At 66.5% G+C, this 12,866-nt stretch carries 12 protein-coding genes; 3 read left to right on the top strand and 9 right to left on the bottom strand.

What is annotated here, in order from left to right:
- Window positions 1–194: 194 nt before the first annotated feature.
- Window positions 195–1,601, bottom strand: coding sequence for an MATE family efflux transporter (locus IB243_RS11195; protein WP_225584889.1), 1,407 nt, complete (start codon window positions 1,599–1,601; stop codon window positions 195–197).
- A complete protein-coding gene (locus IB243_RS11190) occupies window positions 1,598–2,119 on the bottom strand; it encodes a L,D-transpeptidase (protein ID WP_192427020.1) in 522 nt (173 codons plus the stop codon). The genes IB243_RS11195 and IB243_RS11190 overlap by 4 nt, the downstream gene beginning before the upstream one ends.
- Before the next feature lie 394 nt (window positions 2,120–2,513).
- Here IB243_RS11190 and IB243_RS11185 point away from each other — a divergent pair, with 394 nt between their 5' ends.
- Window positions 2,514–2,765, top strand: coding sequence for a hypothetical protein (locus IB243_RS11185; RefSeq protein ID WP_192427018.1), 252 nt, complete (start codon window positions 2,514–2,516; stop codon window positions 2,763–2,765).
- Between the two features lie 37 nt (window positions 2,766–2,802).
- Here IB243_RS11185 and IB243_RS11180 read toward each other — a convergent pair whose 3' ends face one another.
- From IB243_RS11180 to IB243_RS11160, 5 genes are all read right to left on the bottom strand, one after another.
- Window positions 2,803–4,497 carry an NAD(P)-binding protein gene (locus tag IB243_RS11180; RefSeq protein WP_192427016.1) on the bottom strand — a complete coding sequence of 565 codons (1,695 nt, stop codon included), beginning with the start codon at window positions 4,495–4,497 and terminating at the stop codon, window positions 2,803–2,805.
- Window positions 4,498–4,641: 144 nt separating this feature from the next.
- Window positions 4,642–6,204, bottom strand: a complete 1,563-nt coding sequence (locus tag IB243_RS11175) for a polyamine aminopropyltransferase (RefSeq protein ID WP_192427014.1) — start codon at window positions 6,202–6,204, stop codon at window positions 4,642–4,644.
- A gap of 50 nt (window positions 6,205–6,254) precedes the next feature.
- The gene (locus IB243_RS11170) at window positions 6,255–6,476 is read right to left on the bottom strand and encodes a DUF350 domain-containing protein (protein ID WP_010464743.1); all 222 of its coding nucleotides are present in this window, start codon (window positions 6,474–6,476) and stop codon (window positions 6,255–6,257) included.
- A 97-nt stretch (window positions 6,477–6,573) separates the two neighbouring features.
- The gene (locus IB243_RS11165) at window positions 6,574–8,085 is read right to left on the bottom strand and encodes a DUF4178 domain-containing protein (RefSeq protein WP_192427012.1); all 1,512 of its coding nucleotides are present in this window, start codon (window positions 8,083–8,085) and stop codon (window positions 6,574–6,576) included.
- A 104-nt stretch (window positions 8,086–8,189) separates the two neighbouring features.
- The gene (locus tag IB243_RS11160; protein WP_010464747.1) at window positions 8,190–9,242 is read right to left on the bottom strand and encodes an SPFH domain-containing protein; all 1,053 of its coding nucleotides are present in this window, start codon (window positions 9,240–9,242) and stop codon (window positions 8,190–8,192) included.
- Between the two features lie 282 nt (window positions 9,243–9,524).
- Between IB243_RS11160 and IB243_RS11155 the strand changes: the two genes are divergently transcribed.
- Window positions 9,525–9,794: a DUF2061 domain-containing protein gene (locus IB243_RS11155; RefSeq protein ID WP_057271268.1), complete on the top strand. Its 270-nt coding sequence runs from the start codon at window positions 9,525–9,527 to the stop codon at window positions 9,792–9,794.
- Between the two features lie 204 nt (window positions 9,795–9,998).
- Here IB243_RS11155 and IB243_RS11150 read toward each other — a convergent pair whose 3' ends face one another.
- Both IB243_RS11150 and IB243_RS11145 read right to left on the bottom strand, forming a co-directional pair.
- A complete protein-coding gene (locus tag IB243_RS11150) occupies window positions 9,999–10,304 on the bottom strand; it encodes a flagellar basal body protein (RefSeq protein ID WP_057227648.1) in 306 nt (101 codons plus the stop codon).
- A gap of 74 nt (window positions 10,305–10,378) precedes the next feature.
- The gene (locus tag IB243_RS11145; RefSeq protein ID WP_192427009.1) at window positions 10,379–11,329 is read right to left on the bottom strand and encodes a LysR family transcriptional regulator; all 951 of its coding nucleotides are present in this window, start codon (window positions 11,327–11,329) and stop codon (window positions 10,379–10,381) included.
- Window positions 11,330–11,458: 129 nt separating this feature from the next.
- On the opposite strand from IB243_RS11145, the gene IB243_RS11140 reads away from it, so the two are divergent.
- Window positions 11,459–12,820, top strand: a complete 1,362-nt coding sequence (locus IB243_RS11140; RefSeq protein ID WP_192427007.1) for an aspartate aminotransferase family protein — start codon at window positions 11,459–11,461, stop codon at window positions 12,818–12,820.
- The last annotated feature ends 46 nt before the right edge of the window (window positions 12,821–12,866 follow it).

The raw sequence follows: 12,866 nt of genomic DNA, 5'->3' as shown, positions 1-12,866 counted from the left end.
GCCATGGGGGTCAGACCCCGCAAACGCCTCATTTTTCTGCGGAGGGCGCGCACCCGGCGCGAGCATTCCGGGCACGGCCCGAACAGCAAGGTGGCGTCTGCCACGCCTTTTCCCAGAATGCTCTTTATTTGATAGCTACTTACGCTTATTCAGCAAGCGCCACAGCCTCATTTTCATCAAATTTCAGTTCAGTATCAGACCAGGCGATGCGGCAAGCCCTTGCGCCGCCACACGCCATGGAAGTACAGCCCCTGCAGCACCAGGGCACACAGGTAGGTGGCCGGGTAGGCCGCCCAGGTGGCCACCAGGCCAAACTGGCGCCCCAGCAGCCAGCCCAGCGGCACGAGCAGGCATGCCAGACAACCGAGCGAAATGAGCGTGGGCGCCAGCACGGTGCCACTGGCGCGCATCACGCTGGAATACACGCTGGCCCACCCAAAGAACACCGCGCCCCACACCGTGAGATGCAGCACACGTGCAGCGATGTCGGTCACGCGGGCGTCGGCCACAAACAGGCCCACCACCCAGGGCGCGGCGCCGAACATCAGCACCGCCAGGCCGCCCGTGAGCAACAGGTTCATGCGCATGCCGGTGCGCGTGACGGCCACCACCTGGTGGCCCTGGCCCGCACCAATGGCCTGCGCCGCGAACACCGACGACGCAATGGCCACCGCCATTGCCGGGAACAGCACATACGACATGACCTGGCTGGCCGCGCCCCAGGCCGCCGTGGCCGCTGAGCCATGGGCGTTGACCAGGCTCAGCAGGCCCAGGTCCGCCAGAGAACCTGTGATGAAAAACAACCCCGTGGGCACGCCCAGACGAAGGAGGGTGCGCAGCAAGGCCGCGTCCAGCCGCATCTGCCCCGCCAGCGCCCGCGTGGGGGCCAGCACATGCGCGCGGCGCCGCAGATGCCAGGCCGTCCAGCCCAGCGACGCCAGCGTGGCCAGCAACAGCGCGGCCACCCCGCCCAGAATGCCCAGCGCAGGCAACCCGATGGCGGGCACGCCCCGGATGAACAGCGGCGCCAGCACCACCGTGGCCGACAGCGACACCACCAGCGCGCGCAGCGGTGTCACGGTGTCGCCCGTGCCGCGCAGCAGCGCCGCCGTGAGCATGGAGGTGAACAGCACTGGAAACAGCGCCATCATGGCCCGCGCATACACCACCGCCTGGGTCAGCACATCGGCGGGCGTGCCCAGCGCCACCATCACGGGGCGCGCCACCACCATACCCACGGTGCCCAGCACGAGGCCCAGCACCATGCCAGCGCACAGCGTGGTCCCCGCCACGGCGCGCAGCCGCGCAGGGTTGCGCGCGCCAAAGGCCTGGCCAACGAGGATGGATGCCCCATTGCCCAGGCCAAAGATGAAGGCGCTGAGCAGCAGGAACAGCGGCATGAACGACGCCACGGCCGCCAGCGAGCCCGCGCCCAGCAGCCGCCCCACGTAGATGTGGTTCACCGTGCCGGTAAGCGCCTGCAGGATGTTGGTGAGCACCAAGGGGCCGAGAAAAACGAGGAAGCGGCGGTCGAGTGAAAGCGGTGCGGCCACTGCGGGCAGTACAGGCGCCGGGCTGTGGGGAGGGGCCTGGTCCGTCATGGCGCTGTACCGGCCAGCGGCGAAGTGGCCGGTGTTCCATCGATGTGCACCCACGTGCCTACCGTGACCCGGTCAAACAGGTCGATCACATCGGCGTTGGTCATGCGCACGCAGCCGTGCGAGGCGGGCATGCCCATGGGCGAACCATCGGGGCAACCGTGGAGGTAGATGAAGCGGCGCAGCGTGTCCACCGCGCCGCCCCGGTTGACGCCGGGCGTGCAGCCGGTGAGCCACAAGATGCGACTCAGGATCCAGTCGCGCCCCGGGTGCTGGGCGGCCAGCGCGGGTGAATAGATTTCGCCCGTGGCGCGGCGCCCCACAAACACCGTGCCCGGCGCGCAGCCCGCGCCCACCTTGGCCCGCACGCGGTGTGCGCCGCGCGGGGTGCAGCCGCTGCCGCTGCGTTCGCCCACGCCGTTCAGGGCGGTCGATACCGGGTAGCTGCGCTCGATGGCGCCGTCTACCACCACGTCCAGCTGCTGCCGCGCCACGTGGATGTGCAGTTCGGTGCCCGCCATCGTGTTCGTTCAACCCGCCGCCATTCGCCGGGCCCCATGGCCACGCGTGAAGGCCTCTGCCAACACCGAATCGCCGGCCCCATCGCGGTGCACAAACGGGCTTGTTGCAGGTGTCAGTATCCAGAGCATTTGCTCACCATTTGATAGCTACTTGCGCTTTACTGTCAAGCGCTAGAGGCCATTTTTTCATGAAAATTTCTGCCTGCCCGGCACCGGAATGGACATGGCATGCCCGCAGGACGTGATGTCCACTGCCACCGGGGTACTGCGTTCGATGCCGATACTCAGGCGGTCCCCCACCGGCTTGTTTTCATGGACCTTTTGCCGCGTTGGGGAATCACACCGGTCCCGCTGCCCACACGCGCCCCGCCACCCCACCGCCGAACCCACCCGCATGGACACCCTTTCTGCATTGCAATCCCTCGGCCTGGAACTGCCCAGCCCGGCCTACATCGCGGGCGCCGTCGTGTTCGGCCTTATCGGCATGGCCGCGTACTGGCATGGCAAAAAAACGCCGCAGCGGCGCACGCGCTGGTGGGGCGTGGCGCTCATGTTCTACCCCTACGCCATCTCGCTCACGTGGATGCTGTATGCCGTGGGCGTGGCGTTGTGCCTGGGCCTGTGGTGGGATGTGCGGCGCGCGTAGCGGTGCGCCTTGCCCGTCGTCGCCCCCCTTCACCCACTCACCCCGCCGCCACCAGCCCGGCCCCATGCCCGCGCGTGAAGGCTTCTTCCAACACCGAGTAGCCGGACCAGTCGCTGTGCGCAAACGACAGCCGCGCGGTGGCGGGGGTGGGAATCCAGGGCATTTGCTCCCCATTTGATAGCTGTTTGCGCTTACCAGATAAGCGCTGGAGGCCAATTTGGCTTAAAAACCCGAGCATTCCCGGCGCAGGGACGGCCATGGCGTGGCCATAGCGGGTGATGTCCACGCGCGTGGCGCGCTGGCGCAGGTCGGGGTGGGGCACGGCCAGGGTGGCCAGCACAGCCTCGGCCCACGGTTGCCAGGGCTGGGTGGCCAGTTGCTGGCGGCCGTCGGGCACGTCGCCCAGCGCCTGGTAGTAGGTGAGCACCGTGGGCCCGGCCAGAGCGGCGCGGGTGTCCAGCCGCTGGTGCCCGGCGTTCACATACCCCAGGCCGCCGGCGGTGGGGTCGGCGTAGAGCACGTTGTCCCACGCGGGCGCGGCGCCGGGGCGGTCGGTGAGCGGGCTGTCGATGTGGATGTTGGCCACCAGCCAGGGGGCCGACTGCAGGCGCTGCGCCGCGCCGGTCAGGAAGGCGGGCGGGCTTTGCACCACGCGCGCCGCCACGAACACCGGCAGCGCCACGATGCAGCGCGGCGCCTGCCACCGCTCCACGCTGTCGGTGGCGTGGTTGAAGGCATCCACCTCCACGCCGTGGCGGGTTTCGGTGATGCGCAGCACGCTGGTGGCGGTGCGCAGCTGGCCTCCGGCGCGCAGGGGCTCGGCCAGGCGCTGGGTGATCCAGCCATTGCCTTCGGGCCAGGTCAGCACGCTTTCACGGGCCTCGTCCGCCGCCTCGCCGGGGGCGTGAAAACCGTGGCGGCTGGCAAAGTAGTGGATGCCCGCCCAGGCCGAAACGCGCGCCGCGCCCGCGCCGTAGTCGTCGCGGCAGCAGTAGTTCAGGTACCAGAGCAGGTGCTCGTCGTCAAAGCCCTCTTGTGCGAGCCAGGCGGCAAACGTCAGCGCATCCAGCGCCTGGTGGGGTTTGGCCAGCGGCTTGCCCGGGCCCAGCGACCGCAGCACGGGCATGGTGAAACGCGCGGCCTTGGCAGCGTCGTCCACCGCCTGCGCAAAGCGGCGGTACTGGGCCAGCGTAGTGTCCGGCACCCCGTGCGCGGGCAGCAGGCCTTCCTGCCACTCGCCCTCAAAGAAAAGCCGCTCCTGCGGGCTGTGGCACAGGTGGCGTTCGTCATAGCGCCAACGGCCCGCCACGCGCTGGCGCAAGCCCAGCTCTTCCAGCAGATCCTGCACTTCGCGCGCATCGTCGCCGGGCACCGGCAGGTAGTGCGCGCCCAGCGGGCAGGCAATGCCCTGCACGGCCCCGCCCCGGCTGTTGCCACCCGCACTGTCTTCCAGCTCCAGCAGCGCGAAGTCCTCCACCCCGGCCAGCCGCAGCGACCGCGCCGCCGCCAGCCCCGCCACGCCCCCGCCCGCGATGATGACCTGCGCGCGCCGCACCACGGCCGGTGCGGGCCAGGTGCCGGCCTTGAGCCGATCGCGCAGCTGGTGGCCCCGCGCCATGTCGATGCCGGTGAAGCCGCCTTCCAGCGTGCGCGGCGCCCGGTCGCAACCCGGCAGCAGCACGCCCGTGGCCGCCGAGACGGCAGCGGTGGCTAGGAAGTGGCGGCGTTGCATGGCGTCAAGAACCTGGGGGCGCCATATTGCCACCTCCCGGAGAAACCGGCGCGGCCCAGGCCAGCGCACCCGTGGAACTGGCTTTGCCAGGCCACGGGGTGCGTCCCCCTCTGGGGGAAGCGGCGCAGCCGCTCAGGGGGGCCATCAGTGTTTTCCCCACTCGCGCTCGTACGTGTGCACCAGCGCCTGGTTCGACAGCCGGTTCACTTCGGCAGGCACCCGCGCCATGTCGCGCGGAAAATCGAACAGCAGGGGCAGCGAGTCGGTGCCCAGAAAACGCAGGCCGTCGGGCAAGGCCTCGGGCAGGCGCCAGGGCCTGCGGCTCGCGATGATGAAGCCCCATTCGCCAAAGCTGGGCACGTGCGCGTGGTAAGGCGCGGTGTGCAAGCCCACGGACTCGATGGTCTGCACCACCGTCCAGTAACTTTTGCGCGCCACCAGCGGGGACGTGGTCTGCACCACCGCGTAGCCACTGGCCGCCAGGCGTTTGTCCAGCAGCGCATAAAAGCTGTTGGTGTAGAGCTTGCCGATCGAGAAGTTGGTGGGGTCGGGAAAGTCCACCACGATGACATCAAAAGTGTCCGCCCCCTCCTGCAGCCAGCCAAAGGCATCGGTGTTGACGATCTTCACCTTGGGGTTCTGCAGCGCGTTGCCGTTCAGGCGCGCGAGCGTGGGGTTCTCGCTGAAGATTTTCGTCATGGCCGGGTCCAGTTCGACCAGCGTCACGGACTCGACCGAGGGGTACTTGAGGATCTCGCGCACGGCCATGCCGTCGCCACCGCCCAGCACCGCCACCCGTTTGGGCGCACCGTGTGCCGACATGGCGGGGTGCACCAGGGCTTCGTGGTAGCGGTACTCGTCGGCCTGCGCAAACTGCAGGTTACCGTTGAGATACAGCCGGTGCCCCACGCGCCCCTGCGTGACCACGATGCGCTGGTAAGGCGACGCGGTGCCGAACACAATGCGGTCCTGGTAGAACTTGTCTTCGGCCACGCTGGTGATGTGCTCAGCCCCCGCCAGAGCGGCTAGCAGAATGCCCAGCACCATCACGCAGGCCATCAGGTGCGCCTTCAGCCGCCGCAGCTCGTGCCTAAACAGCCACACCGCCCACAGCGCCACGGCCGCGTTCATCACCCCGAACAACAGCCCCGTGCGGATGAGCCCCAGATGTGGCACCAGCAGCAGCGGGAACGCCAGCGACACCGCCAGCGCGCCCAGGTAGTCGAACGTGAGCACCTGGGAGACCAGGTCCTTGAGGGCCACATTGCGCTTCAAGATGCGCATCACCAAGGGGATCTCCAGGCCCACCAGCGTGCCTACCATCAGCACCATGCCGTACAGCAGAAAGCGAAACGCGCCCGGCGCGTACGCGTTGGCCAGGAACAGCGTGGCAGGCAAGGCGCCGCCAATCAGCGCCACCAGCAATTCGATGCGCAAAAAGTGCGCTGGCAGCTGCCGCTCGAAGTACCGCGACAGCCACGAGCCCACGCCCATGGCGAACAGGTAGGTGCCGATGATGGTGCTGAACTGCAGCACCGAATCGCCCAGCACATAGGACGCGAGCGCACCCGCAGCCAGCTCGTACAACAGCCCGCAGGCGGCCACGACGAACACGCTGATGAGCAGGGCGATTTCGATGGGGCGGGGGCCGGAGTGGGCGCCCGGGGCCTCGGACGGCGAGGCAGGAGAAGTCAGGTCGGATTGCAAGGCAGGTACCGGCGCGCCGCAGGGGCACGCGCCGCTTCAGGCAAGGTGCGTCAGTGAATGGCTGCCGCCACGATGATGCTGATGCCCAGGCACATCGCCGCCACCACCAGCCCCAGGGCCTGGTTCTGCTTTTCGACGATTTCGCGCCACAGGTCGTAGGGGGTGATCTTGTCCACGATGACAAAACACAGCCAGAAAATGACCACGCCGATGATGGCGTAGAGGATGGACCCGAGGAACGCTGCGGGCTTGAGCCATTCGATGCCGATCATGATGGGATCTCCTTGAACGAAACGGTTGCTGCCAGACAAGCTGACGGAAAGAGTTGCAAAACTGCCGGAGTCCCCCTGGGTTTCCGGCCACGGGGTGTTACTTGTGGCTGCCGCCGGACGAATACCCGCCATAGGAGCCGCCCGAGCTGCGGTAGCTGGACGACGAGCAGTTTTCCACCCGCGGGTCGCAGCGGCTGCAGCGGCTGAGCAGCAACAGCAAGATGATGATGATGATCGCAATCAGGATGATGGTGCCGCAGCCCAGGCCCGACTTGGCCGCGAAGGGGCCGGGGTCGTCGCGCTGCAGCGCGTCCGCCTTGTCTTCGAGCTTGAAGGCCTTGGCCACCGTATCGCTGGCGAGCTTGTCCCCTGCCGACCAGGTGATCTCGTTCGGGCTTTGCTCCATCGAGAGCAGGCCTTTGGCGCTGGCAAAGTCGCGGTTGGTGGTCTTCTGGCCGCGCGTGACCTGCCAGTAAAACTCGCCCAGCACGTAGGTGGTTTCGGCCTCGTAGGTGTACTTGAGCTCGTACTTGGTGCCCATGTAGGTGGCCGAGCGCCCGGTGGCCGCCATCTGCGGCGCGCCCGTGGTGGGGCGCACCATGCTCCAGCCCTCTTCCGAATCCACCAGGAAGGCAAAACCGCGCTTCTGGTTGTAGAGCAGGTATTCGCTCCAGCCGAAGTGCTCGTCGTCGCCGGGCTCCACGCCCATGCGGTGCTGAAAGCCCACCACCTGCCAGTGCACACCCTGCAGCTGGCCCTTGGCGCCGAGCGGGATGAGCGGCTGCACGGGCTCGTCCTGCTCGGCCGAGCGCAGCTCACCGCCCACGCCACTGTCCAGGCTGATGATGCTGGCGCACGAGCCGCAGGTGATGCTCTTGGTGCCCGCCAGCTGCACCTGCACCGGCGCGCCGCAGTGCGGGCAGTTGAACTGGCGGCCTTTTTCGTCCTTGGCGGATTCGTCCTTGAGGCCCTGGAGCTGCAAGTCTTCCAGCAGCACAGACTTGCCGCGCTCGACGTTGGGCGGCGTGTGGCCGTAGTCGATGCTGACCACTTCGCCGTCGGCGCTGCGCAGCTCGACCATGCCGAAGGGCTCGCCCAGGGGCGGCAGCTTGGGCAGCTCGCCCTGGGCCGAGATCAGCGATGCCTGGCCCGTGTAGGCCACGCTGTACGGCTTGCCATTGATGGCCGTGGTACTGCCGATGCGAAAACGCGCGGCCTCGGGCATTTCACGGCCGGGGTCGATCGTGCGCGTGAAGACGTAGGCGCCGTTGTCCTCGCCCAGGGTGGCCAGGGTGCCGTCGTTGAGGAAGGCGGCCCATTCGGTCCAGACACCCGCATCGCCCTTGTATTGCAGGCGGCCCACCAGGGTGAAGGGCACGTCCTTGCCATCGAGCTGGATGCGCCCGCTGGCCATGAGCTGCAGCGGGCTGTGGTCGTCGAACAGCTCGGCCATCTTGCCCACGCGTGTGAGCACATCGCCGCTGCGCACGACGGTGCTCTGGCAGTAGCCGCAGACGGCGTGCGTGGACTGCGCGCTGCGGAATTCAACCGGTGCGCCGCAGCCCGGGCAGGGCGCGCGGTAATAACGCTGTGTGGGGTCGGTGGCCATCGTGGGGCTGCTGCCTGCGCCGCGCTACACGGCTTTGAGGCCTTTTTGGCCTCTAGCGCTTATCCCTCCAGCGCAAACAGCTATTTTTATGATAGCAACCGGATTCAGACCAGCTTCTTGAGCAGCTCGGCCTTCTTGGCGTCGAACTCTTCCTGGGTCAGGATGCCCTTGGATTTGAGGTCGCCCAGCTTCTCCAGCGTGGCCATCACGTCCTCGGGCTTGACGCCCAGAGGTGCGGCAGCTGCCTGTGCCGCTGCGGCCGCCGCCGGGGCCACCGGGGTCTGCAGGCCCTGCTGCAGGTTCTGCGCCAGCACCTGGCCCAGCGCTACGCCCGCTCCCAGACCCATCGCATCCCCCGCAATGCCGCCACCGCCGCCGCTGGCTTCGGCGAACTTGGGGATGGCCTGCGCCGTCTGGTACTGCATGAACTTGCCCATGTCGTTGCCGACCATGCCCATGCCGATCTTCTGGTCGAGGATCTTTTGCAGCTCTTCGGGCAGCGAGACGTTCTGCACCGTGAGAGATTCGATCAGGATACCCAGCTTGGCAAAGATGGGCGCCAGCTCCTTGGTCAGCGCATCGGCAAACATGACCTGGTTGGCCGCCAGGTCGAGGAACGGCAGGCCGCTGCCCGCAATGGCGTTGCTGATGTTCTGCAGCACCAGGCCACGCAGCTGGCCTTCGAGGTCGGCCACGGGATACATCTCGCGCGTGCCCGAGATCTCGGTGTGGAACAGCTTGGGGTCGGCGATGCGGAACGCGTAGTTGCCGAACGCGCGCAGGCGCACGGCGCCAAAGTCCTTGTCGCGGATCGTGATGGGCTGGGGCGTGCCCCACTTCTGGTCGATCTGCTGGCGCGTGCTGAAGAAGTAGACGTCACTCTTGAAGGGGGACTCGAAGAGCTTGTCCCAGTTCTTGAGGTAGGTCAGCACCGGCAACGTCTGCGTGGTGAGCTTGTAGGTGCCGGGCGTGAACACGTCGGCCACCTGGCCTTCGTTCACGAAGATGGCCATCTGCGACTCGCGCACCACCAGCGTGCCACCGTTCTGGATTTCCATGTCGCGCATGGGGAAGCGCCAGGCCAGGGTGCCGTCCCCCTCTTCGGTCCATTGAATGATGTCAATGAACTGTTTCTTGATGAAGTCCATGAGGGCCATGTGTGCTCCCAAAGCAAAAGAGGGGGTTGAAAAGAGCGGCCATCATAGCAACGGGGGCATGGCACGCAGCGGCTTTTTTTAGCCCCATGGTGTGAACTAGTTCACGCGCAGAACCAGTCTGCTTGGAGTAGGAGCCGCCGCACGCAGATGAGCCACCGCTTGATAGTGACTATCTCCAGCATAGCGATGATCAATTGGTCAGCACTATTGCGAATAACTACCATTTCAACATCCCTGCCATCACCGCAGGCCCTGTTGAAAAAGAGAGAGAAGGAGTTCGCCATGTCCCGCATCCGCCGCGCCGCCCGCCAGAACCAAACCATGCTGATGAAAACGGGCAGCTACTACCTGATCCATATCTGTGTGGCCGCCTTGGTGGCCTATGCCGTCACGGGCAACCTGTGGGCGTCGCTCACGCTGAGCCTGCTGGAGCCGACCGTGCAGGCCGTGGCCTTCTTTTTCCACGAAAAGGCGTGGGACCGCGCGGCACGGCGCACCGCCAGCCATGGTGCCCCGGCGCAATCGCCCAGCCCCGCCTTGCAATCCGCCTGAACGCCACCCCAAGGAGCCCGCCATGTACAGCATTCCCTTGCGCAGCCGCACCGCCACCGGGCTGGCCTTTCAGCGCTGGCTCGTTCACCGGCTGGCGGGGCTGGCCTCTACCCACTGAGGCCAACCGAGGCCACTCCAGCGCTGGCGCTGAAAACAACAATGCCCCGGCTGGCGGGGCATCGTGGGGAGCGCGGGAGCAACGACTCAGGCCTTCACATCCAGCAGCGAACCCATCATTTCATCTTGTGTCTTGATGGTCTGCAGGTTGGCCTTGAACGCGTAGGTGGCCGACATCTGCTCCACCGCCTCTTTTTCCAGCGCCACCCCTTCAGCCTCTTGCTGGCGCTGCACCGTGGCGCGCACGCCAGCGCTGTCAGCCGCTTCTTCCTGCGCCACCACCTGGCGGCGGTAATTGGGGGTGTTCATGTTGGCCACGTTGTTGGCCGAGGCATCCAGCCGCAACTGCGCGGCCTGCAGGCCAGAACTGCCAATTGAAGAAATGCTTGCCATCGTGTGCCCCGCTAAAAAAGCGCCAAAGAGCTGGCATTGTCTGCCTGCGCCGCGCCTGGGGCAACCCAGGTCCATCAACCATGCGCCTGGATCAGGCATTGCGCAAACGCCTGGGCCGCGCGCGGCGGGTGGGGCGACTTGCGCAACACGCTCACAAACTGGCAGCGGTAGTGGAACTGCGCGGGCGAAACCGCCTGCATGAGCCCCTGGCGCTCGAAGCCTTCGGCGTAGTGGTCGGGCAAAAAACCCAGGTAGCGGCCGGACAGGACCAGCGTGGCGATCGACTCCTGGTCAAACCCCGTGGCTTTGCGCGGCAGGCGCGTGCTGTGGCTCAGCTCCATGTTGGGCGAGTGGTAGCCCAGGCCCGCGAACTGGTAGGCGCGCAGGGATTCCCAGGTGAGCGCGGCATGGTCGGTGCCGTACAGCGGGTGGCGTGCACCGCAGTACAGCAGCATGGTTTCGGCGAACAGGTCGGCATAGACCAGGCTTTGCGACGTGCGGTGTGCCGGGATGATGCCCACATGGAAGCTGCCGTCGATCAGCCCGCGCTCGATGGCCGGGATGGACGCCACGTGCATCTGCAGGCTGACTTCCGGCGCTTGGCTGGCAAAGAGCGCAATCGCATCGCCGATGTGCGCGGCCGGGTTGCTGGCGGTCTTGTCGAACACCGCCACCTCCAGCCGCCCGCCCATGCGGCGGTGGATGTCATCGATGCTGCTGCGAAAGGCGTCCACGGCCGACAGCAGGCGCAGGGTCTCGTCGTACACGCGCTGCCCCTCGGCCGTGAGGGCAAAACCGGCCCGGCCCCGGCGGCACAAGGTGAGGCCCAGGCGGGTTTCCAGGTCTTTCATGTGGCGGCTGACGGTGCTGGTGCCGATGTTCAGCTCCAGTTCGGCGGCCGACATGCCGCCGCACTCGACCACGCTCTTGAAGACCTGCAAGAGGCGCAGGTCCATGTCGCTGAGCTGGCCCAGTACGGCGCGGTGTTTGGGGGAAGGGGGGGGTGGAGGTGTTTTTACTTGCATAAACCGTCAAGTAAACATTGATATTGGAGTATTTGAGAGATTAACAGGCAGCGCAACAATGCCCTACGTCAAGCCCCAGACCGCTGGGGTTGCCTGCCTTTTGTCGCCGCCTTTGCACTGGAGAACCCCATGAGCTTCGTCAACATCGAAAAACCCGCCGCTGGCGCCGAAGGCCCCCGCATGGACGCCGAATGGCTGGACGCGCACTGGATGCCGTACACGGCCAACCGCCAGTTCAAGGCCAACCCGCGCATGATCGTGGAGGGCAGCGGCGCGTACTACACCGATTCGGACGGCCGCAAGATTTTTGACGGCCTCTCGGGCCTGTGGTGTGCGGGCCTGGGCCACGGCCGCCGCGAGATTGCCGAAGCCATCGGCAAGCAGGCGATGAAGCTGGACTACGCACCGGCCTTCCAGTTTGGCCACCCGCTGGGTTTTGAGCTGGCCAACCGCGTCAAGGAACTCACGCCCGCCGGGCTCGACTATGTGTTCTTCACGGGTTCGGGCTCCGAGTCGGCCGACACGTCCCTCAAGATGGCCCGCGCCTACTGGCGCGCCAAGGGCCAGGGCACCAAGACGCGCCTGATTGGCCGCGAAAAGGGCTACCACGGCGTGAATTTTGGCGGCATCTCGGTGGGCGGCATCGTGGCCAACCGCAAGCTGTTCGGCCAGGGCGTGGAGGCCGACCACCTGCCCCACACCCAGCCACCTGCGGGCTCGTTCCACAAGGGCATGCCGCCCACGGGCAAAGAGTTGGCCGACAAGCTGCTGGACGTGATCGCGCTGCACGACGCATCGAACATCGCCGCCGTGATCGTGGAACCCTTCTCGGGCTCGGCCGGCGTGGTGATCCCCCCCGTGGGCTACCTGCAGCGCCTGCGCGAGATCTGCACACAGAACAACATCCTGCTGATTTTTGACGAAGTGATCAGCGGCTTTGGCCGCAGCGGCGCCTGGACCGGGGCCGAGGCCTTTGGCGTGACGCCCGACATCCTGAACTTTGCCAAGCAGGTCACCAACGGCGCGCAGCCGCTGGGCGGTGTGGTGGCGACCAAGGAAATCTACGACACCTTCATGGCCGCAGGCGGACCGGAGTACATGCTGGAGTTTCCGCACGGCTACACCTACTCGGCCCACCCGGTGGCCTGCGCAGCGGGCATTGCGGCGCTCGACATCCTGCAAAACGAAGACATGATCGGCCGCGTGAAAGCGCTGGCGCCGTATTTTGAAGAAGCGGTGCACAGCCTCAAGGGCGTCAAACATGTGCTGGACATCCGCAACTTCGGCCTGGCAGCAGGCCTGACGATTGCGCCGCTGCCCGGCGAACCCGCCAAGCGCCCCTACGAGATCGCGATGAACTGCTGGAAGAAGGGCTTCTACGTGCGCTACGGCGGCGACACCATCCAGCTGGCGCCACCATTCATCAGCGAGCGCGCCGAGATTGACCGGTTGGTCAACGCGCTGGGCGATGCCCTGGCTGAAACGGCGTGATGACACACCCCCTGAGGCGCTACGCGCCTTCCCCCAAGGGGACGCC

The sequence above is a fragment of the Acidovorax sp. ACV01 genome (assembly GCF_014851495.1).
Classification (GTDB): domain Bacteria; phylum Pseudomonadota; class Gammaproteobacteria; order Burkholderiales; family Burkholderiaceae_C; genus Acidovorax; species Acidovorax radicis.
Note: the sequence above shows the minus strand (reverse complement) of the source record. Positions and strands in the feature narration are given on the sequence as shown.

Coding starts and splice junctions, on each gene's coding strand:
- IB243_RS11180 (WP_192427016.1), bottom strand. CDS start 4,497: ATGCAACGCCGCCACTTCCTAGCCACCGCTGCCGTCTCGGCGGCCACG.
- IB243_RS11145 (WP_192427009.1), bottom strand. CDS start 11,329: ATGCAAGTAAAAACACCTCCACCCCCCCCTTCCCCCAAACACCGCGCC.
- IB243_RS11155 (WP_057271268.1), top strand. CDS start 9,525: ATGTCCCGCATCCGCCGCGCCGCCCGCCAGAACCAAACCATGCTGATG.
- IB243_RS11190 (WP_192427020.1), bottom strand. CDS start 2,119: ATGGCGGGCACCGAACTGCACATCCACGTGGCGCGGCAGCAGCTGGAC.
- IB243_RS11185 (WP_192427018.1), top strand. CDS start 2,514: ATGGACACCCTTTCTGCATTGCAATCCCTCGGCCTGGAACTGCCCAGC.
- IB243_RS11150 (WP_057227648.1), bottom strand. CDS start 10,304: ATGGCAAGCATTTCTTCAATTGGCAGTTCTGGCCTGCAGGCCGCGCAG.
- IB243_RS11140 (WP_192427007.1), top strand. CDS start 11,459: ATGAGCTTCGTCAACATCGAAAAACCCGCCGCTGGCGCCGAAGGCCCC.
- IB243_RS11170 (WP_010464743.1), bottom strand. CDS start 6,476: ATGATCGGCATCGAATGGCTCAAGCCCGCAGCGTTCCTCGGGTCCATC.
- IB243_RS11160 (WP_010464747.1), bottom strand. CDS start 9,242: ATGGCCCTCATGGACTTCATCAAGAAACAGTTCATTGACATCATTCAA.
- IB243_RS11195 (WP_225584889.1), bottom strand. CDS start 1,601: ATGACGGACCAGGCCCCTCCCCACAGCCCGGCGCCTGTACTGCCCGCA.
- IB243_RS11165 (WP_192427012.1), bottom strand. CDS start 8,085: ATGGCCACCGACCCCACACAGCGTTATTACCGCGCGCCCTGCCCGGGC.